Annotated in this window: 11 protein-coding genes and 2 pseudogenes; 6 read left to right on the top strand and 7 right to left on the bottom strand. The window is 75.2% G+C overall.

The genetic code is table 11. The annotated features are described in order from the left end of the window. Positions 1 to 38 precede the first annotated feature (38 nt). Positions 39 to 536: a DUF2975 domain-containing protein gene (locus tag BM237_RS08070; RefSeq protein ID WP_093848826.1), complete on the top strand. Its 498-nt coding sequence runs from the start codon at positions 39 to 41 to the stop codon at positions 534 to 536. Further along, positions 536 to 790: a helix-turn-helix domain-containing protein gene (locus BM237_RS08065; RefSeq protein ID WP_093848825.1), complete on the top strand. Its 255-nt coding sequence runs from the start codon at positions 536 to 538 to the stop codon at positions 788 to 790. Before BM237_RS08070 ends, BM237_RS08065 begins: the two co-directional genes overlap by 1 nt. Positions 791 to 874: 84 nt before the next feature. On the opposite strand, the pseudogene BM237_RS08060 reads toward BM237_RS08065, so the two are convergent. Both BM237_RS08060 and BM237_RS08055 read right to left on the bottom strand, forming a co-directional pair. Beyond that, positions 875 to 1,345, bottom strand: a pseudogene (locus BM237_RS08060) (acyl-CoA dehydrogenase); the annotation flags it as partial. Position 1,346: 1 nt separating this feature from the next. Next, a pseudogene (locus BM237_RS08055) lies at positions 1,347 to 1,571 on the bottom strand (PadR family transcriptional regulator); the annotation flags it as partial. A gap of 182 nt (positions 1,572 to 1,753) precedes the next feature. On the opposite strand from BM237_RS08055, the gene BM237_RS08050 reads away from it, so the two are divergent. Continuing rightward, complete coding sequence (locus BM237_RS08050; RefSeq protein WP_093848824.1) at positions 1,754 to 2,494, top strand: Type 1 glutamine amidotransferase-like domain-containing protein; 741 nt, start codon at positions 1,754 to 1,756, stop codon at positions 2,492 to 2,494. Between the two features lie 55 nt (positions 2,495 to 2,549). Here BM237_RS08050 and BM237_RS08045 read toward each other — a convergent pair whose 3' ends face one another. After that, positions 2,550 to 3,182 carry a helix-turn-helix transcriptional regulator gene (locus tag BM237_RS08045; RefSeq protein WP_245793483.1) on the bottom strand — a complete coding sequence of 211 codons (633 nt, stop codon included), beginning with the start codon at positions 3,180 to 3,182 and terminating at the stop codon, positions 2,550 to 2,552. Between the two features lie 143 nt (positions 3,183 to 3,325). Then, positions 3,326 to 3,952: a helix-turn-helix transcriptional regulator gene (locus BM237_RS08040; protein WP_093848823.1), complete on the bottom strand. Its 627-nt coding sequence runs from the start codon at positions 3,950 to 3,952 to the stop codon at positions 3,326 to 3,328. A 308-nt stretch (positions 3,953 to 4,260) separates the two neighbouring features. Here BM237_RS08040 and BM237_RS08035 point away from each other — a divergent pair, with 308 nt between their 5' ends. The 3 genes from BM237_RS08035 (at position 4,261) to BM237_RS30255 (ending at position 10,793) form a co-directional block, all read left to right on the top strand. Then, positions 4,261 to 7,470 (top strand): type 2 lanthipeptide synthetase LanM family protein, encoded by a 3,210-nt coding sequence (locus BM237_RS08035; protein ID WP_093848822.1) that lies wholly within the window; start codon positions 4,261 to 4,263, stop codon positions 7,468 to 7,470. A gap of 62 nt (positions 7,471 to 7,532) precedes the next feature. After that, complete coding sequence (locus BM237_RS08030; protein WP_093848821.1) at positions 7,533 to 7,763, top strand: hypothetical protein; 231 nt, start codon at positions 7,533 to 7,535, stop codon at positions 7,761 to 7,763. Positions 7,764 to 7,889: 126 nt separating this feature from the next. After that, positions 7,890 to 10,793: a helix-turn-helix transcriptional regulator gene (locus tag BM237_RS30255; RefSeq protein ID WP_093848820.1), complete on the top strand. Its 2,904-nt coding sequence runs from the start codon at positions 7,890 to 7,892 to the stop codon at positions 10,791 to 10,793. Between the two features lie 53 nt (positions 10,794 to 10,846). Here BM237_RS30255 and BM237_RS08020 read toward each other — a convergent pair whose 3' ends face one another. From BM237_RS08020 to BM237_RS08010, 3 genes are all read right to left on the bottom strand, one after another. Continuing rightward, positions 10,847 to 12,115: an MFS transporter gene (locus BM237_RS08020; RefSeq protein ID WP_093848819.1), complete on the bottom strand. Its 1,269-nt coding sequence runs from the start codon at positions 12,113 to 12,115 to the stop codon at positions 10,847 to 10,849. Between the two features lie 94 nt (positions 12,116 to 12,209). Next, positions 12,210 to 13,463: a cytochrome P450 gene (locus tag BM237_RS08015; RefSeq protein WP_093848818.1), complete on the bottom strand. Its 1,254-nt coding sequence runs from the start codon at positions 13,461 to 13,463 to the stop codon at positions 12,210 to 12,212. After that, positions 13,460 to 20,755, bottom strand: coding sequence for a non-ribosomal peptide synthetase (locus BM237_RS08010; protein WP_093848817.1), 7,296 nt, complete (start codon positions 20,753 to 20,755; stop codon positions 13,460 to 13,462). Before BM237_RS08010 ends, BM237_RS08015 begins: the two co-directional genes overlap by 4 nt. Positions 20,756 to 20,771 lie beyond the last annotated feature (16 nt).

Raw genomic sequence — 20,771 nt, 5'->3', positions numbered from 1 at the left:
CGATAGATTCCTGTCGTTGTTCGACAGGAGGAGATGTGATGGGAAAGTCGGCGGTGCTCGCACTGCGTGCCGTACTCGCGGCGTTGCTCACCGGTTCGGTGTTCGTACAGGCGGTGATGGTGCCGCTGCTGGCCGCCGACCTGGAGGAGCTCGGCCCGGAACTCGCCCACCTGCGCACCCCGTTCCTGGCGATCACGGTCCTGGGCATCGTGACGGTCCAGGTCGTCCTGGTCTGCGTGTGGCGACTGGTGACGATGGTGCGGCGCGGGACGGTGTTCTCCCACGCCGCCTTCCGGTACGTACACATCGTGATCGGCGCTTTCGCCGCGGCCGCGCTCCTGGTGTTCGCGCTCGCGGTGCTCCTCGCGCCGGGTGAGGCAGTGGCTCCGGGCGTCGTCCTTCTGCTGTGCGGGGTCTGTCTGGCGGTGTTCGGGGTGGCGCTCGTCGTGCTCGTGCTGCGGATGCTGCTCGCCCAGGCCGTGGCGCGGGACGTCGAGGCGGCACGGATGCGGGCCGAACTGGAGGAGGTGATCTGATGCCGATCACCGTCGACATCGATGTGATGCTGGCCAGACGGAAGATGTCCGTGGGCGAACTCGCGAACCGCGTCGGGATCACGCCCGCCAATCTGGCGGTGCTCAAGAACGGCCGGGCCAAGGCGGTGCGTTTCACCACGCTCGCCGCCCTCTGCGAGGTGCTCGAGTGCCAGCCGGGGGACCTGCTGCGCTGGGAGCCCGGGGGCGCCGAGGACGGCGAGGACGGCGTTGCGCGCGGTGCCGGGCACGCGTGACCGGCAGGCATGAGCACGCTCACCGCAGGGCCGTCCCCGGACAGGGAACACGGCGGTGGCCGCCCGGGCCGGGCGCCGTACCGTTTACGGAGCCATCTCGTAGGCCCCGGCAAGCGCCTCGCCCCGCTCCCACACACGCGCCGACCGGGCGGCGTCGGCGACGGGACGCCGGATTGCGCCCAGGGCCCAGTCCTGCTGCCGGGCCGTCGCGGAGTCCTTGCCGTGCAGCTCGACGGCGTGCGCGGAGAAGTCGCGGACGAGTACGGCGAACATCTCGTCGAGCACGTCCTCGTCCAGGCCCGTCAGGCCCGCCTGCTCCAGGATCAGCTGACCGTGGACGACCAGGGCGAACAGCCGGCCGACCGCGAGGAGCAGATCGAGGTCGCGGCTCTGCTCCTGGTCGGGGGCGGCGGTGGCGACGAACTCGCACAGGGCGTCCACCTGCTCACGGAAGCGGCCGACGTTGGGCAGGTGGGCGTAGGCGTCGAAGGCGGGACGCCAGTCGTGGAAGCGGACGGAGCCCAGACCGCGGGCCGGCCTCTGCCGGAAGAGGAAGGCCCGCGGCCGAGACCGAGTACTCCCTCTTGTCCGGCCGGCCCCGCTGCGGCACGTCGCGCGCATCGATCCAGCCGTCGGCCTCCATGCGCTTGAGAACGCGGTAGATCTGCTGGTGGGTGGCGGCCCAGAAGTACCCGATGGACCGCTCGAACCGCCGTGCCAGCTCATAGCCGGAGCCCGGCTTCCCCAGCAGGGAGACGAGGATCGCGTGTTCGAGCGCCATACCGCGACCCCGATATGCAACTCGTTGCATAGGCAAGCTCGGGTCACCCCGGTGAGACGCAGTTCACGCCGCCGAAAAGCCCTTCGGACGGCGTCGCGCGCCCGCGGGGGGCGGGGCGGGTTCCGGCCATGGTCCTCGCCGGGCCGCGACCGGGACCGGGGCCGTTGCTAGGATCGCGGGCCATGAGCGCCCCGGAGCCCACCATCGTCGCCACCTCCGGTGGATACCGGCCCGGAGGCCGGACCGTGGTCGCGTTCGACGCCCTGGTGCACCACGCCGTGGAACTGTCCGGCGCCCACGGCCGCCGGCCCCGGATCATGTACGTCGGCACCGCCATCGGCGACGCCGAGCACTTCACCGCGCGCATGACCGAGGCCGCGCGCGTGGCCGGATTCGATCTGACCCCGCTGCATCTGTTCCCCATGCCCAACCTCGACGACGTCGAGGGCACGGTCCTGGAACAGGACGTCGTCTGGGTCACGGGCGGCTCGGTGGCCAATCTGCTGGCGGTCTGGCGCGTCCACGGGCTCGATCGCATACTGCGCCGGGCCTGGCGGGACGGTGTCGTCCTCAGCGGTGTCAGCGCGGGGTCGATCTGCTGGTTCCGGGGCGGTACCACCGACTCCTTCGGCCCCGAACTGCGCCCGGTCACGAACGCGTTGGGCCTCCTCCCCTACGGCAACGGCGTGCACTACGACACCGACCCCGGCCGCCGCCCGCTGGTGCACCGCCTGGTGGCGGACGGCACCCTGCCCGCCACGCACTGCACCGACGACGGAGTGGGCCTGGTCTACCGCGGCACCGAACTGGTCGAAGCCGTCACGGAAGCGCCCGGCAAGGGCGCCTATCTCGTCACCCGCGAGGGCGACACGGCCGTCGAGGAACACCTCAGGCCGCGCCGCCTGCCCCCCGTCCCCCGCTGACGGCCGGAGTACGGCGGCCCCGGCCGCCGTACCCGGGCGAGACAGGGCCCGCCGCTCAGACCAGTCCGTGCCGCACCGCGTGGGCGACCGCGTGGGCGCGGTTGCGGACCTGGAGGCGGGCCATCAGCTCGTAGATGACGTTCTTGACGGTGTGTTCCGAGCAGGACAGCCTGCGGGCGATGACCGCGTTGCCGTGCCCCTCGGCCATCAGGCCGAGCACCGCCGTCTGACGCGCGGTGAGGACGGGAGGGGCCGGCGGCTCTCCTCCCCGCCGGGGCCCGCCGGTCCCGCCGAGGAGCTGGACGAGGGCCGTGTAGGGGATGCGGCCGATCCCGTGGTGCGCGTCGTGCACGGCGGCGAGGAGCTGGTCACAGGTGAGGCCGGCCGAAGGCAGGACCGCCAGGGCGCCCGCGCCGATGGCACCGCGCAGGGAGGCGGGCGAGACGGTGTCGCACACCGCCAGCAGCCGGTGGGCGGTCGGCGGGGCGGCGGCCAGGGCGTCCTCCACGGTCGCGGCGACGGCCACCACCACGGTGTCCCGGGCGGGCGCTTCGGCCGGTGGCGCGAGGGCTACCCCGGCCTGGTGCAGCATCGCGGTGAGCCGGGCCGGGGCCGGGCCCCTGCGGGCGGCGACGACATGGACCCGCAGGCCGGCCGTCCCCGGCACGAGCCGGGCGGCGGCGCTCACGGTCTGTCTTCCGTGGGCTTCTCCGTCCACGCGGCACGAGGACGCGGGCAGCGAGGGCGCGGGCAGCACCGCCGACCGCGGCCCGGCAGCCGCGCGTACGCCCCCGGATACGCCCCCGGCCACCGCCGGGAGGTGCCCCCGGCTCACAGCAGGCCCGCCCGCAGCGCGTAGGCGACCGCGTGGGCGCGGTTGCGGACCCGGAACCTCTGCGTGATGTCGTGCACGATGGTCGTCACCGTGCGCTGCGAGTAGGCCAGGCATCGTGCGATCTCCCCGGTCCCGTGGCCGTCGGCGACCATGCGCAGTACCGAGCGCTCCCGGTCCGACAGGCCCGCGGCGGCCCAGGGGGCCGGCACCCCGCCGGAGGACCGGCCGCCGTCGGCGGAGTGGTCCAGCAGACTGTCGAGCAGGTCGGGAGGCAGGGTGCAGTCACCCCGGACCGCCGCGAGGACGGCGCGCGCCAGCCGGGGGGCGTCGGCCTCCCGGCGGCGCAGCAGACAGCGGGCGCCGGACGCGAGGGCGTGCAGGGCCTCTCCCCGGTCCAGTTCGCCGGCCACCAGGACCACCGCGGGCCGGGTCCGGGTGTCGCGGACGGTGCGCAGCACGTCCAGCTCGGCGCGGGCGAACCGGTCGACGGTCATGACCACGACCCGCGGCTCCTCCCCCGGCACCACCGCGCAGACCTCCGGGGACAGGGACAGGGCGCTCACGGTGCCGGCCTCCAGCACCGGGTCGAGTGCGACGACGCTGACAGGTACGGGTTCTCCCACCGGGTCCTCCGAAGGTCAGCCGCCGGGTCCGCGGCGGCGGGCGAGCAGGTCAGTGCACAACAGGCTGCGCCGGTGGGGCGGGGACGGCATCGGGTCCTGTCCCCCACCTTTGCCGCGGGCGCCCGCCCACCGTGCGCAACCGGTGCCGCCGGGCCCGAGGCGGCCGGCCCGCCGGGGCTCGCGGAGTGGTCCTGCAGGGGCGGCGGCACGTCCCGCGGGCCCGGGGCCGGGCCCGGTGGGGGCGGGCGGGAAGAATATGGGGGCGCTGCCCCCATGTGGGGGCGGCGCGGCTCTGCGACGTTGGTCCTGTGACTGATTCAGCCGTTCTGCGAGAAACTCCGGCCACGTCCCTGCCGCGCTGGTGGTGGGCGCGGGGACTGACCCTGCGCGAGCGGCTCGCCGCCCCGGGGCAGCCGGCCGCGGCCGGCCGGGGCCGCCGGGCGCCGTGGACCGCGGGGGACGGCGCGGGGTTCGCCGCCCGGCTGGCGGACCTGGGTCTGGACGGCGGCCTCGCGCACGCCCTGGGGGAGGAGCTTCCCGAGCGGCTGGGGGCACGGGCCGCGGAACCGGAGTGGGCCGGCTACATCGAGCGCGCGGTCGCCGCGGCTCCCGTGGAGCCGAAGGTCCCGGCCGGTCTCGACGCGGAGGGGCCCGCGGTGTTCCTGCCCGCGCTGCGCCCCCTGCTCTCGCTCGCCTGGTCCAAGGTGGCCGCCCGCACCGGCCGGTCCGCCGCCGAACACTCGCCGGCGCGGGCGGCGTTCGAGGAACGGCTCGGGGACCGGATCACCCGTCAGGCCGGCCGGACTCTGGTGAGGGAGCTGCACCGGGCCCGCGTCGCGGGACGGCTCCCGGGCGACACCCCGCGGGACCGGTTCGCCTCCTTCACCGCGGATCTGGGCACCCGGCGGGGCCTGGCCCGGCTGTTCACCCGCTACCCGGTGCTGGCCCGGATGCTCGGCCAGAGCTGCGCGGACGCCGCCGACGCCATGGCCGAGATGCTCGACAGGCTCGGTGCCGACCGCCCCGTCCTGGTCTCCGAACTGTTCGCGGGCACCGATCCCGGTCCCGTGGTGCGGATGGACCTCGGCCGTGGTGACGCCCACCAGGGCGGCCGGTCCGTGGCCCTGCTGTACTTCGCCTCCGGTGCCGCCGTCGTCTACAAGCCCCGCCCCTTGGACCAGCACTCCCTGCTGGACGAGGCGGCGGGCTGGCTCAACGGCAAGGTGCCGGGCCTGGGCCTGCGCACCCCCCGGTCGGTGCGCGGTGAGGGGTACGGCTGGCTGGAGTTCGTCGAGCACCGGTGGTGCGCCTCGGTCACCGAGGCCGACCGGTTCTACCGCCGGCAGGGCGCGCTGCTGGCCCTGCTGTACGCGGTGGACGGCGCGGACATGCACTACGAGAACGTCATCGCCTGCGGCGACCGGCCGGTCCCGGTGGATGCCGAGACCCTCCTGCACTCCGGACTGCCGCAGGCCGAGACCGCGGGGCACGATCCCGCCGCGCGGGCCCTGTACGCGTCGGTGCACCGCACCTGTCTGCTGCCGCACCTGCTGATCGGGGAGGACGGCGCGCTGGACATCTCCGCCCTCGGCCGGGACGGAGCCGGTACGTGCCCCGGCGACGGGGTGCGCTGGGAGGGGGCGGGAACGGACCGGATGCGCGTGGTGCGCGGCCCGGTGGAGAGCCCCGCGGGTCAGAACCAGCCGCTGCCGTCCGGCGGGGGCGCCGGACGGGCCGACCATCGGGCCGCGCTGCTGGAGGGGTTCCGGATCGGGTACGACGCGATCGCCGGACACCGGGGCGAACTCCTCGGCGTCCGGGGGCTGCTGGCCCGCTGGGCCCACCGCCCCGCCCGGCTGATCGTGCGCTCCACCCGGCTGTACGCGACCCTCCTGGAGGAGTCCGCCCACCCCGATCTGCTGCACGACGCGCTGGCCAGGGAGGCGGTGTTCGCCGTGCTGTGGACGGAGTCGGCCTGCGATCCGGCCCGGCAGCGGCTGATCGAGCACGAGATCGAGGATCTGTGGCGCGGCGACGTGCCGCTGTTCTTCCACCGGCCGGACCGCACGGCCGTGTGGACGTCCCGCGGGACTCGCCTGGACCGGGTGCTGCCCGCCGCGGCCCTGACGACCGTCCGGGAGAAGATCGCCGCGATGAGCGAGGTGGACCGCTACGACCAGGAGTGGGTCATCTCGGCGTCGCTCGCCGTCACCGGCGCCAACGCGCCGGTGCGCGGGCCTCGTTCGGCCCTGGCCGTCCGCCCGGCCCCGGCCGTGGTGCCCGAACCGTCCCGGCTGCTGGCCGCCGCGTGCGGGATCGCCGACGAGATCGCGGCCCGTGCGGTCCGCGACGGCGGCCGGGCCAACTGGCTGGGTCTGGAGCAGGTCGCCGGCACTCACTGGGCGGTGCTGCCGATGGGCGGCTCGCTCGCCCAGGGTTACTGCGGAGTCGCCCTCTTCCTGGCCCAGATCGGCGCGCTCGCCGGAGCCGACCGGTACACGGCACTGGCCCGGGAGGCCGTACGGCCGCTGCCGCCGCTGCTGTCCGCACTGGCCGCGGAACCCGAACTGAGCGCCGCGGCCGGCCCGGGCGCCCTCGACGGTCTGGGCGGCATCGTCTACACGCTGGTGCGGCTGACCGCCCTGCTCGACGGCGTCGGCGGCTGCCTGCCCGCCGCTCTGACCGCCCTCGGGCATGCCGTGGACGCCCAGCCCTCCGGTCCGGCGCTCCCCGGCCACGTCTCACTCGCCGACGGCCTCGCCGGAGCGCTGCCCGCGGCCGTCCTGGCCCACCGGGTGGCCGGTGTTCCCGGAGCGGCCGGGCTGGCCCGGCGCGTCGCGGACCGGCTGCTCGCCCTGACCGGGGAGGACCGTGCCGAAGGCCCGGGCTTCACCCACGGTGACGCCGGCGTCGGCTGGGCCCTGCTGCGGTACGCCGCCGCGCTGCCGGAGGCCGGGGCGGCCGACCCCCTGCCGTACGCCCGTGCCGGAGCCGTCCTGCTGCGGTCGGCCCTGGAGGCGTCGGCCGGTGAACCGGGCGCACCGGCCGGCGAAGGCGGCAAGGTCCGCGACCTGTCATGGCACTCGGGGCTGGCCGGGGTGGTGTCGGCCGCCACCGACGTGCTGGGCACCACCGGCCAGGCGGTCCCCGATGACCTGCTCGACCACTGTGTGGGGCTGCTGGCCGGCCCGACGCGCACCGGCGACCTGAGTCTGCGCCACGGCGCCCTGGGCCGGCTGGAGGCGCTGGCCGTGCTCGCCGGGCGGCGGCACGCGGGTGCCGCGGAAGCGCTCGGCCACCGCGCCGGAGAGGTCCTCGGCCTCATCGAGCAGCAGGGCCACCGCTGCGGCACCCCCGACCACGTACCGTCCCCCGGCCTGCTGACCGGCCTGTCCGGCATCGGATACGCCCTGCTCAGGCTGGGCTTTCCGGAGGCGGTCCCCTCCGTGCTCCTGCTCGACCACTCCTCCCCCGACCACTCCTCCGGGGCCGCGGGCCGTCCGCGCACCGCCCCGTGATCCACCGGCTTCCCCGTCATCCCGCGTCAGCCCGTACACAGCGACAGAAGGAGACCGTCCCCATGAACAAGCCGTCCGTCGACGCCCAGTCGCCGCTCTCCGCCGACGCCGACCTCGCCGCCCACCCGGACCGCGAGCAGGACGACCGTGAGCAGGACGCGGCGGGCCGGATCAGCCTGTCGGGGCGCAACAGGGCGTGCGCCCGCACCCGCGCACTGGCCGGCATGGTGCTGACCAGCGGCATCGTGGTCACCCTCAGCTCGATGGACACCTCTGTCTCGGCGCCGCACTGACGGGACCGGCTCCCGGTGCGGGTCCGCTCCGCTCGCGGGCCCGCACCGGTGCGTCACACGGTGTCCGGCAGGATGTGCGTCGCGTGGTCTGCCGCCACCAGCACGTATGAACTAGCATCTGCGTCCATGCGTTCGCATGCGCCGTACGTGGTCGGGCGGGACCCCCAACTGCGCGATCTGAACGAGGCGTTGTCCGACGCGCGAGACCGGCGCGGCGGGGTCGTCTTCCTGACCGGGGAGGCGGGCATCGGCAAGTCCCGGCTCGCCGCGGAGGCCGTGGGCATGGCCTTCGAGTCCGGAATGCGGGTACTGCGCGGCCGCAGCAGCACGACGGGGCCCACCGTGCCGTTCCGGCCGCTGACAGAAGCCCTGATGTCCCTGTTCCGCGGCGGCGAACCGGTGGACGACTCCGCTCTCGGCCCCTACCGGCCGGTGCTCGGACGGCTCATACCGGACTGGAACACCGGTGATCACGAGAGCAGTTCGATGGTCATCCTCGGCGAGGCGGTGCTGCGGCTGCTCATCGCCGCAGGCAGGGACCGGGGCCAGCTCCTGCTGCTGGAGGACCTGCACGACGCCGACCCGGAGACCCTCGCGGTGGTCGAGTACCTGGTGGACAACCTGGAGTACACGCCCGTTCTGCTCCTGGCCACCATACGCACCGAGTTCTGCGACGCGCTGGACCTGGCGTCCTCGGCCCGCAGGCGCGGCACCGGCACCGTGCTCGAACTGCCCGCGCTCAGCCGTTCCCAGGTCCGGGACATGGTCGCCGCCCAGCTCGGCACCGAACCCGACCGGGTGCCGCGGGCGGCGCTGGAACGCCTGTGGGACGACAGTGCCGGAAGTCCCTTCCTGGTCGAGGAACTGCTGCAGTCCATGATCGGCGGCGGGGCGCTGGTCCGGGGCGGCGACGGCTGGCGGGTCGTGGGCGATCCGCGCGGCGACGTGCCCACCGCCCTCGCGCGGGGCATCCTGCGGCGCATCGACCGGCTGGGGCCCCAGGGGCTGACGCTGCTGTCCGCCGCCGCCGTGGTCGGGCGGCGCTTCCCCCTGACGGTGCTCCAGCGGATGACCGAGGCCGAGGACCGGGCCCTGCTGAGCCATCTGCACGCCGGGGTCGCGGCCCAGCTCGTCGTCCCCGACGAGCCCTCTCCCGACTGGTACGCCTTCCGCCACCCGCTGACCGTGGAGGCGCTGCTCACCCAGCTCACCCCCGGCAACCGGGCCGAGCTGGCGCGGCGGGCCGCGGACGCGGCCACCGAACTCCACCCGGAGCTGGCCGGCCAGTGGTGCCCGCTGGTCGCGGAGCTGCGCTCCCAGGCGGGCGACCCGGCGGAGGCGGGACGCCTGTTCGCGGAAGCGGGGCGGCGGGCGCTGGCCGACGGCGCGATCGGCTCCGCCGTCACCCTGCTCGACCGGGCCGAGCGGCTGCTGTCGGACACCCGGGACGCCCTGCGCCGGGCCGAGGTCCTGGAGTCCCTGCTGCCCGCGCTCGCCGAGGCGGGCGACTTCGCCCGCGCCTTCGACCTCGCCGACCGGCTGCACACCCTGGGCGGGGCCGGCCTGAGCGCGCCGCGGCTGGCCGCGCTGCACACCCGGCTCGCCAAGGTGGCCCACACCGCGGGCCGCTGGGCCGACGGCAACCGGCAGATCGCGCGGGCCCGTACCGTCCTGGGCCCCGCTCCCGACGAGGCCGCCGCCGCGTCCGTGGACGTGGCCTCGGCCTACCTCGCCCTGGACACGCCGGGCACGGACCGCACCCATCAGGCCGAGAAGCTGGCCCGCTCGGCGGTGGAGGCCGCGCAGCGGCACGGCCTGCCCACGGTCGCCTGCCAGGCGTGGGAGCTGCTGGCCACCGTGGCCCGCGAACGCGATCCCGCCGAGTCCCAGGCCATGCTGGAGCGCGCCCTGGCCACGGCGGAACGGCACCGGCTCCCGCTGCGGCGCATGTACGCGCTGACCCGGATCGGCGGCAACGCCTGGCTGTCCGAGGGGGAGACGGCCGGTCTGAACGCCGCCCGCGACGAGGCGCTGCGGCTGGGGTCGGCCACCATCGTCTACACCATCGACGGCATCCTCATCCTGGACTCCGTGCTGCGCGGGGAGTTCGCCTCCGCGCGGGACGCCGCCGAGGAGTGCCTGGCCGTCGTGCGGCGTCTGCGGCTGGCCCCGGCCGTCCGCTACGTGCTGATGGCCAAGGCGGCCCTGGCGGCCCACCAGGGCGACAGAGCGGCGATGGACGAGGCGCTGGCCGCGTTCGCCGAGTGGGACGGCGCCGGATCCCAGGAGGAACCGCTCACCGCGGGCCTGGCCCGGACGTTCTGCGCACTGCTGGAGGAGGACGGGGAACTGGCCCGGCGCGAGCTGCGGGCCGTCTGGGAACTGGAGCGCGACAACCCCAGCACGTACTACCTCAGCGGGCGCAGCGGCATCGGGCTGCTGCTGGGCGTGCTGGCGGGGGACGTCGGCCGCCTCGGGCAGGAGGAGGCCGCCGCCACCGCGCCCGGCCGGCTGCGCTGGAACCGGCAGTTCGTCCTGCTGGCCGACGCCGTGCTGCTGGGCCGGGAGGGCAGGCCGCGGGAGGCGTCGGCCGCCGCCGACGAGGCGCTGCGCGCCGCCGGACTGTACCCCACCGCCCTCCACCTGGGCATGCGGCTCGTCGCCGAGGCGGCCCACGAGAGCGGGTGGGGCGAGCCGGTGGCCTGGCTGCGCCGCGCCGAACACCACTTCCACCAGCACGGTGTGCCCGCCGTCGCCAACGCCTGCCGGGCGGCGCTGCGGCGCCTGGGCGCACCCGTCCACCAGCACCGCAGCGGGACCAGCCGCATCCCCGAGGAGCTGCGGGCCCGGGGCGTGACGGTCCGCGAGTACGAGGTGTTCGTGCTGCTGGCCGACCGGTTGGGCAACAAGGACATCGCCGGCCACCTCTACATCTCGCCGCGCACCGTCGAGAAGCACATCGCCAACCTCATCGCCAAGACCGGCCGGTCCAACCGGGCCGATCTGTGCGCCCTTTCGGCCTCCCTGTGATCCCGGCCCTCGGGGCCCGGCCCCTTCCGTCCCGGCCCGCCGGGGCACCCCGGTCACCGCATCGCGCGTACGGCGCCGGAGGCGAGCACGCCCAGCGCGGTCAGCGCCAGGACCAGGGCGACGCCGGCGAACATCACACCGGTGCCCACCTGGGCCAGGGCGCCGCAGGCGATCAGTGAGACGGGCGCGACGGCGTATCCGAGGACCATGTCGACCGAGATCACCCGGCCGAGGACCGACTGCGGGATGTTGCGCTGGATCCAGCTCAGTCCGAAGACCCCCTGGAAGCCGATGGCGAACCCCATCACCAGCACCGTCCCCACCGCGGCCGCCGGGTGGTCCAGGACGCCGAGCAGGGCCATGCCCGCGGCCAGCCATCCGGCCAGCCCCGCGATCAGCAGGCCCACCCGGGGCCGTCCCCCGACCGCGCCGCCCGCGAGGGTTCCCAGGATGGCCCCTCCCGCCAGCGCCCCGTTGAGCAGGCCCAGGGTCGCCGAGCCGCCCTCCAGGGAGGTCCTGGCCAGGGTGGCGAAGCCGATGGTGAACGGCCCCGCGTAGCAGAAGTTGACGGCCGTGTCGACGGCCAGCATGGTGCGGATGCGCGGGTCCCGCCACGCGTAGCGCACTCCGGCCCGTATCCGGGCGGCCAGCGAGTCCCCGGCCCCGGACTCCGGCGCTCCCTCGCCGGAGTCCGGGTCGGCGGTCTCCTTCTCTCGGGGGGCCGTGCGGATACGGGCGACGCACAGTCCGCCCAGGGCGAAGCACACCGCGTCGACGAGGAAGGCGACGGGCGCCTGGGAGAGGGCGACCACGAGGCCGCCGGTGGCCGGGCCCAGGACGGCGGACACCCGGGCGCCCGCGCCGAGCAGGGCGTTGGCGGAGGTGAGCGTCTCCTTGTCCACCACCGAGGGCAGGATCGAGACCCGGGCGGGCTGGAAGAAGGCGTCGACCGCGCCGAAGGCCGCGGCGGCCGCGCACAGCATCCACAGCTGGAGCGTGCCGGCCAGCCCGCTCAGTCCGACCGCCGCCATCAGGGCGGCTCTGGCCCAGCTGGAGCAGACCATCAGGGTGCGGGGCGACCAGGTGTCGCCGAGCGAGCCGCCGACCAGGGTCAGCAGGGCCCGGGGCACCGCCTGGAAGGCCAGCACGTAGCCGAGCGCGAGGGTGGAGCCGGTCAGGGTGAGGGTCATCCAGGAGAACGCGATGTAGCTGAACCCGTCGCCGAGCAGCGACAGGGACTGGCCCAGCCACAGCAGGCGGAAGGAGCGCTGCCGGGCGGGGGCCCACAGCCGTGGGCCGGCGCCCGTGAGGGTGGTCGCCATCGTGGGACCTCTGCCTTTCGTCGGGCCCTGCCCGGACCGCCGGGAAAGGCGGTCCGGGCAGGGCCGGTCGAGTGTGAGTGGGGTGCGGGGCGCGTCAGTAGCGGACGGGCAGGGCGGTCAGGCTGCGGTTGAGCAGCGAGAGCTGCCAGGTGTGCCGTGTCCCCTCCAGGCGCAGGTCCGGGTAGTCGCGGACGAGGACGCCGACGACCGCGCAGGCCACCAGCCGGGCCAGCGCCGCACCGATGCAGAAGTGGGCGCCGAAGCCGAAGCCCAGGTGGGTGCCGCCGGTGCGCCGCACGTCGAAGACGTCCGGGTCCGGGAAGCGGGCGGGGTCGCGGTTGGCGGCGGCGGTGACCAGGAAGATCCGGTCGCCGGCGCGGAGTGTGCGGCCGTCCAGCACGGTGTCGCGGGCGGCGGTCCTGATCGACATCTTCGAGGGCCCGTCCAGGCGCAGGGTCTCCTCGACGGCAGCGGCGACCAGCTCCGGCTCCTCGCGCACCGCCCGGAGCTGGTCCGGGCGGTGGAGCAGGGCGAGCAGGGTGTTGGCGATGAGGTTGCCCGTGGTCTCGCCCCCGGCGAACGCCATCTGGGTGAGCATCCCGACGAACTCCTCCCCGCTGACGCCGTCGCCGACCCGGCCGCCGGCCAGGACGGAGCTGATCAGGTCGTCCTTCGGTTCGGCGCGGCGCTCGGCGACCAGGCCGGCCAGGTACTCCTCCAGGCTGACCAGGGACCGCAGCGAGGTGCGGTACTCGCTCTCCTCCTGGGCGGCACCCAGGACGAGGTCGCCCACACGGGCGTTCCAGTACCAGAAGGAGGGGGCGTGCGCCTGCGGTACGCCCAGCCAGCGGGCGAAGACCAGGGCGGGCAGCGGTCTGGCGATGTCCGCGGTGATGTCGCCGGTTCGGCCGGGGGCGGCGCGGCGGGTGAGCATCGCGCGGGTGGCCCGCTCGGTGAAGGCGCTGTAGCGGGCGACGGCGCGGGCGGCGAACTGCTCCTGGAACACCTGCCGCAGGCGGCGGTGTTGCGGCGGGTCGTTGAAGACCATCCAGCGCGAGAGGATCGTGAAGGCGCGCTCGGCGTCGTCGCGGGCGCCCTGCGGGACCGCGTCCATCAGGGGGCGGACCCGGTCGGCGGAGACCGCCGGGTCGCGCAGGCAGTGCATGACCTGCTCGTGGCCGGTGACCAGCCAGGCCCGGTGCATGGGGCTCCAGTGGACCGGGGCGTGGTCGCGCAGGGCGTTGAGGTAGCCGTAGGGGTCGGCGTTGACGGCGGGATCGAGCAGGTACCGCTCGGTGAAGCGGGCCGCCGGGGCCGGGCCGGCCGTGGTGATCGCGGTGGGGGTCATCGCCGGGCCTCCGTCCCGATCGTGCCGAGCAGGTCCGCGACGCCGGTGACCAGCGGCTCGGCGAGCATGGACATGTGATCTCCCTCGGTGACGTGGACGGTCAGGCCGCCCAGGGCCGTCTCGCGCCAACGGGCCACGTAGGCGCGGTAGTCGACGTCGAGGCCGGGCATGGGCTCGCCATCGGGCAGTCCGGCGGCCAAAGTCCCGACCACGAGGTGGACGTGGCCGGGGTAGGGGCGCACCCGGTAGCCGGCCAGGGCGGTGAGCAGCGAGTGCCACACCTCGATCGGCGCCTTGTCCACCAGGGCGGCCTCGCCGGGGCTCATCCCCGCGCCCAGCAGCAGGGCGGTGAGTTCGGCCGCCGCCTTCTCCCGCTCGGGGGACGGCGGCAGGGCACGCAGGCGGTCGCGCATCCGCAGCGCCCGGCGCATGTCCCGGCCGACTCCGGCGAGCCGGTCGCGCGCCGCCGGGTTGGGCAGATAGGGCTCGATCAGCACCAGGGGCTCGACGGTGTGGCCGGCCTCGTGGAGCTGGGTGGCCATCTCCAGGGCGATGTTGGCGCCCATGGACCAGCCCAGCAGCTCGTGGGGGCCGCGCCCGCCGTGACCGGCGATCTCGGCGGCGTAGTTGGCCGCGATGCCGCCCACCGTGCCGGGGTCCACGCCGCCCAGCAGGCCGCGGGCCTGGAAGGCGCGCACCGGGCGGCCCGGTGGCAGGTGGCGGGCGAGCGGGACGAACCAGGCGGCGCTGCCGCCGGTGGGGTGCACGCACCACAGCGGGGCTCCGGTGCCCTCCCGCAGGGTGACCTCGGAGCGCACGGCGGCGGCCGCCGCGCCCGCCTCGCCGGCCGACTCCTCGGCCGATTCCTCGGCCCGGACGGCGAGTTGGGCGAGGGTGGGCCGCTCGATCAGGTCGCGCACCGAGACCGGCAGGCCGCGCTCGGCGGCCAGGGCGGCCACCCGCACGGTGGACAGCGAGCTGCCGCCGATACGGAAGAAGTCGTCGTGCACGCCGATCAGGGACAGGCCCAGTACCTCGCGCCACACCTCGGCCAGCAGTCTCTCGGCGTCGGTGGCGGGCTCGACGTAGTCGGTGCCGCTCTCGGCGCGTTCGGCCGAGGGCAGCGGCAGCGCCCGTTTGTCGATCTTCCCGCTGCGGTTGACGGGCATCTCGTCGAGGAGGACGAACCGGGCGGGCACCATGTAGGCGGGCATGCCGGCGCGCAGGGCCCGCGCCAGCTCCCCGGCGGAGGTCCGAGCGCCGTCGCGCAGGACCAGATAGGCGACCAGCGCCGGCTCGCCCGGCAGGTCGGTGCGGTGCAGCACCACCGCCTGCCGCACCTGGGGCAGCGCGCGCAGGGCGTGCTCGACCTCGCCCAGCTCGATCCGGAAGCCGCGCAGCTTGACCTGGGTGTCGCGGCGGCCCAGCCACTCCAGTGCGCCGTCGGGCCGGTGCGTGCCCAGGTCGCCGGTGCGGCAGGTACGGGAGCCGGGCGGGCCGTACGGGTCGGGGACGAAGGTGGCGGCGGTCAGGGCGGGCCGGTTCAGGTAGCAGCGGCCGACGGCCCGCCCGCCCAGATGGATCTCGCCGGGCACTCCGGTGGGCACCGGCTGCATGTCCTCGTCGAGCACCCGGGCGCTGGTGTTGCGCATCGGGGCGCCGATCGGCGGGCGCCCCGCGCCGGGGCCCGGTTCGGCGGCGACGGACCACACCGACGTCTCGGTCAGACCGTAGACGTTGTGGAAGCGGCGTCCGCGCGACCAGGTGTCGGCCAGTTCGGCGGGGCACGCCTCCCCGGCCACCTGGAGCACCCTCAGTTCGGGGAAGCGGTCCTCGCCCAGGACCGCCAGGGCGCTGGGCGGCAGCATGGCGCCGGTGACGCGGTGGGTGAGCAGGGTGCGGGCCAGGTCGGGGCCGGGGCGCAGCGCCTCCCGGGGCGCGGTGACCAGCCGTCCGCCGTTCGCCAGCGACCAGGTCAGCTCCAGGAGTGAGGCGTCGAAGCCGAAGGAGGCGAACTGGAGGATCCGGTCGCCGGGGGCCGGGCGGATCAGGTCGCGCTGCCCTTCCAGCATGTTGATCAGGCCCTCGTGGGGGATCGCGACGCCCTTGGGGGTGCCGGTGGAGCCGGAGGTGTAGATGACGTACGCCAGGTTGTCGGCGCTCACCACCGCGTCCGGCGGGGTGCGGAGGGCGGCCGGCCCGTTCAGCGCGCCGGGCTCGTCCAGGGCCAGGACCGGGCCGTCGAAGGGCACCGCCGAGGCGAGCGCGGTCTGGGTCAGCAGGACCCGCATGCCGCTGTCGGAGGCCATGAACTCCAGTCGTGCGGCGGGGTGCTGGGGATCCAGGGGGAGGAACGCGCCTCCGGCCCGCAGGACGCCCAGAGCGGCGCGCGCCATGTCCGGGCCCCGGTCGACGCAGATGCCCACGACCGTCTCGGGGCCGACGCCCAGCGTGTGCAGCCGGGCGGCGATCCGGGCCGCGTCCGCGCCCAGTTCGGCGTAGGTGATCTCCTGCCCGCCGTGGACGACGGCGACCGCGTCCGGGGTCCGCTCGGCGTGTGCGGCGACCAGTTCGTGGAACATCAGGGGGCCGTTGTCGCGGTCCGGGCCGCTTCCCCACTCCTCCAGGGCCGTGGTGCGGGCGGCTCCGGTCAGCGCCGGGCGGGTCACCGGGGCGTGCGGGTCGGCGACCATCGCCTCGATCCGCTCGCACAACACGTCGGCGAGCTGCTCGGCGGTGGCCGGGGCGACGTACTCGGGGTCCGCGTCCAGGGTGAAGCCGTTCACGCTCGCGTTGACCAGCAGCGGGAACATGGTCCTGGCGATCTCCAGGGACTCGTCCCAGGTGTCGTGGGAGAGCCGGTGGAAGTTGACGTAGTTGAAGACCGCCTCGACCGGGTTCGGCTCCCCGGGCCGCAGTTGCGCCATCCTCGCCAGCGGCATCCGGCGGTGGGGCAGCATCTCCTGTTCGGCGGCGAACACCGCGCGCAGGTACTCCAGCCAGCTTCCCCGCGGGCGTTCGACGCCGAAGGGCACGGTGTTGAGGAACAGCCCGCGCATCCGGTCCGCGCCGGGCACCTCGGGCCGGCCGTTGGTGACCAGGCCGATCGAGTGTCCCGCGGCGGCCTCGTCCCGTTCGGCGAACAGGCTCATGGTGTGGTGGAAGGCCGTGATCAGGACGGTGCGCCGGGGCACTCCGGCCGCCTGGGCCAGCCGTCCGATCGGCTCGGCCAGCGCCTCCCAGGAGCGCCGCACCTCGTGGACGGGCGCTTCTGCGTGCCCACCGCCGTCACCGCGCCGCAGGAAGCGGACGGGGCGGAATTCGGCCAGCGCCGAGCGCCAGTACTCCAGCGCCTCCTCGCCGTGCAGCGCGGCCCGCTCCAGGGCCACGTACTCGGCGAAGGCGGGCGCGGGCGGCACCTCGGGGGGCCGGCCGTCGGCCACCGCGCGCCGGTGCAGGTCGAGCAGGTCCGCCACCAGGGAGGTCAGGCTCCAGCCGTCCAGGACGACATGGCAGTCGGTGAGGACCAGCCGCAGCTCGTGGTCGCCCGTGTGGTGCAGGTGGATGCGGACCAGCGGTGCGGCGGTCAGGTCGAAGCGGCGCTCGAACTCCTGCGCGACGAAGCGGCGGACGGCATCGCGCCGCTCCTGGCGGGACAGTCCGCGCAGATCGGTGTAGCCGACCGGCAGCTTCGCGGTGCGGTGCACCAGCTGGAGGGGTTCGCGGTAGGAGGTCAGGTCGATGGAGGAGCGCAGGATGCCGTGGCCGCGCACCACGGTGTCCACGGCGGCCTGGAAGGCGGCGAGGTCGAAGCCCTCCGGGACGGTGATCTTCAGGTCGGTGACGTTGTGGTAAGCGCCGCGCCGCGGGTCGGCGAGCATCTCGTGGAGCATGCCGGCCTGGAGCATGGTCAGCGGGTAGGCGTCCTCCAGCCCGTCGGGCAGCCGGGCCGCGTCGGCCGCCTCCAGCTGGGAGAACGGCTCGACGGGGGCGGGCGCGTGGCCGGCCCTGCCGGCGCGGCGGGCGAGGTCGGCCAGGGTGCGGGACCGGAAGAGATCGGCCACGGTCAGGGCGAGGCCGGCCGAGCGGGCCAGGCCGATCACCCGCAGGGCCAGGATGGAGTCGCCCCCCAGGTCGAAGAAGCCGGCCGTGCGGCCGACGCGTTCGACGCCCAGGACCTCCGCCCAGATGCGGGCCAGGGCCACCTCGGTCGCGCCGGAGGGCGGGACGTGGCCGGCCGGGGCCTGCGCGCTCTCGTCCGCGACCGCCGTCAGGGCGGCGCGGTCGACCTTGCCGTTGGCGGTGATCGGCAGACTGGTACGGCGTGTGAACAGGGCCGGCACCATGTAGTCGGGCAGTGTCAGGCGCAGCCTCTCGCGCAGCGCCGGCGCGTCCAGCGGACGGCCCTCGGTCATGACGACATGGGCGACGAGGCGGGCGCCGCCGTGCGGTCCGGGGCGGGCCACCACCGCGGCGTCGGTCACCCCGGGCTGGGCGCGCAGGGCGGTCTCGATCTCGCCGGGCTCGATGCGGTAGCCGCGGATCTTGACCTGGTGGTCGGCACGGCCGACATAGGCGAGCTGCCCGTCGGGCAGGACGCGTACCAGGTCGCCGGTGCGGTACATCCGGGCGCCGGGCGGGCCGAAGGGGTCGGTGGGGAAGCGTTCGGCGGTCAGTTCGGGGCGACCCCTGTAGCCGCGCGCGACGCCGCCGCCCGCGACGTACAGCTCGCCGACCGTGCCCTGCGGCACCAGGCGCCCGTACCGGTCCAGGACGTAGCCGTGCTGGCCGGTCAGCGGCCGGCCGATCGGCGAGCGTGCCGGGGCGTGGACGTCGTCGGCGGTCAGCGTCCGGTGGGTGACGTGCACGGTGGTCTCGGTGATGCCGTACATGTTCACCAGCGCGGGCCGGCGGTCGGCGGGGGTGTCGAACCAGTCGCGGTAGTCGCGCACGTCGAGGGCGTCGCCGCCGAAGACGACGGTGCGCAGCGCGAGGCCGGTGAAGTCCTGCCCGCCGTGGTCCAGATGGGCGCGCAGCCCCTTGAAGGCGGCGGGCGTCTGGCTGAGGACGGTGATCTTCTCGCCGCGCAGGACGGCCAGGACCGCGGCGGGGTCGCGGACCTGCTCCTCGGTGAGCACCACGACGCGGCCGCCGCTGGTGAGCGGTCCCCACAGTTCCCACACGGAGAAGTCGAAGGCCGGTGAGTGCACCAGGGTCCACACGTCGCGCGGGCCGAAGTCGAAGTGGTGGTCGGCTGCGCCGAGCAGCCAGGCGAGGTTGGCGTGGGTGATCTCCACGCCCTTGGGGCGGCCGGTGGAACCGGAGGTGTAGATGACGTAGGCGAGGTCCTCCGGCGCGGGGCGGACGTCGTCGGCGGGCGCTGTGCCGGCTTCGGCGGGGTCGTCGGTGGCGGTGGCGAGGGGGATCACATCGACCGGCAGGCCCTCGACCGCGGCGCGGCCGGTGTCGTCGGCGACGACGAGGGAGACGCCGGCGTCGGTGAGGGTGAACTCGCGGCGGGCACGCGGATGGGAGGGGTCCAGCGGCAGATAGGCCGCACCGGCCCGCCACACCCCGAGCAGTGCCACGGCCAGGTCGGCCGAGCGGTCGAGGCAGACCCCGACCAGCGACTCGCGCCCGATGCCGGCCGCACGCAGCCGGCGGGCCAGGGCGGAGGCCGCTGCGTCGAGCCGCGCGTAGGTCAGCGTCCGGTCGCCGCCGACGACGGCCGGCGCGTTCGGGGTGCGGGCGATGTGTTCGGCCAGGCGCTCGGGCGCGGTGCGCGGGGCGGGCCCGCCCGGCCGTACGGAGCCTGCCGGGCCGCCGGGGCCGAGCAGGGCGGCGCGCTCGGCGTCCGTGAGCGGATCGACGGTGCTCAGCGGGGCGTCGGGCGTCTCGGTGAAGGCGCGCAGCAGTGCGGTGGTGTGCGCTGCCAGCCGGGCCACGGACTCCTCTTCGAACAGATCGGGGCGGTAGACGAAGACCAGCTCCCGACGGTCGCCGTCCTCGCGCAGTTCCAGGGCCAGGTCGAACTTGGCGGTGGTGTGGTCGATGCGGAAGGGCGTGCCCGTGGCACCGCCGAGCTCGAAGTCCCCCTGTCCCGCCGGTGCCTGGGTGAACAGCACCTGGAACAGCGGGTTGCGGGTCAGGTCGCGCTCCGGGCTCAGCTCGTCGACGACGCGCTCGAAGGGCAGGCCCTGGTGGGACAGCGCGCCCAGGACGCTCTCGCGGGTGCGGGCGAGCAGCCGGGCCGGGGTGGGGTCGTCGGAGAGGTCGGCGCGCATGACGAGGGTGTTGACGAAGAACCCGGCCAGTTGCTCGGTCTCGGGCCGCTCCCGGTTGGCGACGACCGTGCCGATGGCGATGTCGTCCTGACCGCTGTGCAGGGCGAGCGCCGCCTGGAACGCCGCCATCACCGCCATGTACGAGGTGGTGTCGGTGCGCCGCCCCAGTTCGGTCAGCGCCGCCGACAGCCTCCCGGGCAGCTCGGCGGTGTGCACGGCGCCGGTGTGACGGGGGGTGTCGGTGCGCGGGTGGTCGGTGGGCAGCTCCAGCGGGGTCAGGCCGGCCAGCCGGTCTCGCCAGTAGCCGAGGCCGGCGGCCTCGTCGGCGCCGCGCTGCCAGACGGCGTAGTCGGTGTAGTCGATCGGCAGTTCGGGCAACCCGGCCGGGCCGCCGTCGATCCTGGCTCGGTACAGCTCGCGCAGGTCGCGCACCAGGATCTCCAGCGACCAGCCGTCGGAGACGATGTGGTGCATGGCGAGGACCAGGACGTGGTCGTCGTCGGCGGCCTTGAGCAGGGTGGCCCGGAAGGGCGTCTCGGCGGCCAGGTCGAAGGGGCGCGTCGCCACCTCCCGTACGGCCTCCTCCAGGGTCCGCCCGGGCAGGGCCGCCAGGTCCGCGGTCTCCAGACGGGTCCGGCCCGCGGGGTGGACGCGCTGGTGCGGGACGCCGTCGTGGGAGGGGAAGGTCACCCGCAGCTGCTCGTGGCGGGCGACGAGGTCGCGGACGGCCCCGTCGAGCGCGGCGGTGTCCACCGGACCGGTCAGCCGCCAGGCGGCGGGCATCAGGTAGGTGGCGGAGCCCGGATCGAGCTGGTCGAGGAAGTACAGGCGCTGCTGCGCGGCGGACAGGGGCGCCCGGTCGGGGCGCGGGGAGAGCCGGGGTATGGCGGCCGGTGCGGTGCCGGCCAGTCCGCGCAGCCGCTGCTCCAGCAGCCGCCGGGCGGCGGGCGACAGTGCGGTGCGCGCGGTCCGGGGCCGGGTCTCGGGCTGGATCTCCGAAGTGGTCATGGCGCGTTCCGTCCAA

Source organism: Streptomyces mangrovi (assembly GCF_900114215.1).
GTDB classification, from domain to species: domain Bacteria; phylum Actinomycetota; class Actinomycetes; order Streptomycetales; family Streptomycetaceae; genus Streptomyces; species Streptomyces barkulensis.
The sequence above is the reverse complement of the archived record's forward strand: the minus strand, read 5'-3'. Positions and strand labels throughout refer to the sequence as shown.

Excerpts from the sequence above, each read along its gene's own strand:
- BM237_RS08070 (WP_093848826.1), top strand. The coding sequence starts at position 39 with ATGGGAAAGTCGGCGGTGCTCGCACTGCGTGCCGTACTCGCGGCGTTG.
- BM237_RS08065 (WP_093848825.1), top strand. The coding sequence starts at position 536 with ATGCCGATCACCGTCGACATCGATGTGATGCTGGCCAGACGGAAGATG.
- BM237_RS30255 (WP_093848820.1), top strand. The coding sequence starts at position 7,890 with ATGCGTTCGCATGCGCCGTACGTGGTCGGGCGGGACCCCCAACTGCGC.
- BM237_RS08015 (WP_093848818.1), bottom strand. The coding sequence starts at position 13,463 with ATGACCCCCACCGCGATCACCACGGCCGGCCCGGCCCCGGCGGCCCGC.
- BM237_RS08050 (WP_093848824.1), top strand. The coding sequence starts at position 1,754 with ATGAGCGCCCCGGAGCCCACCATCGTCGCCACCTCCGGTGGATACCGG.
- BM237_RS08020 (WP_093848819.1), bottom strand. The coding sequence starts at position 12,115 with ATGGCGACCACCCTCACGGGCGCCGGCCCACGGCTGTGGGCCCCCGCC.
- BM237_RS08030 (WP_093848821.1), top strand. The coding sequence starts at position 7,533 with ATGAACAAGCCGTCCGTCGACGCCCAGTCGCCGCTCTCCGCCGACGCC.
- BM237_RS08010 (WP_093848817.1), bottom strand. The coding sequence starts at position 20,755 with ATGACCACTTCGGAGATCCAGCCCGAGACCCGGCCCCGGACCGCGCGC.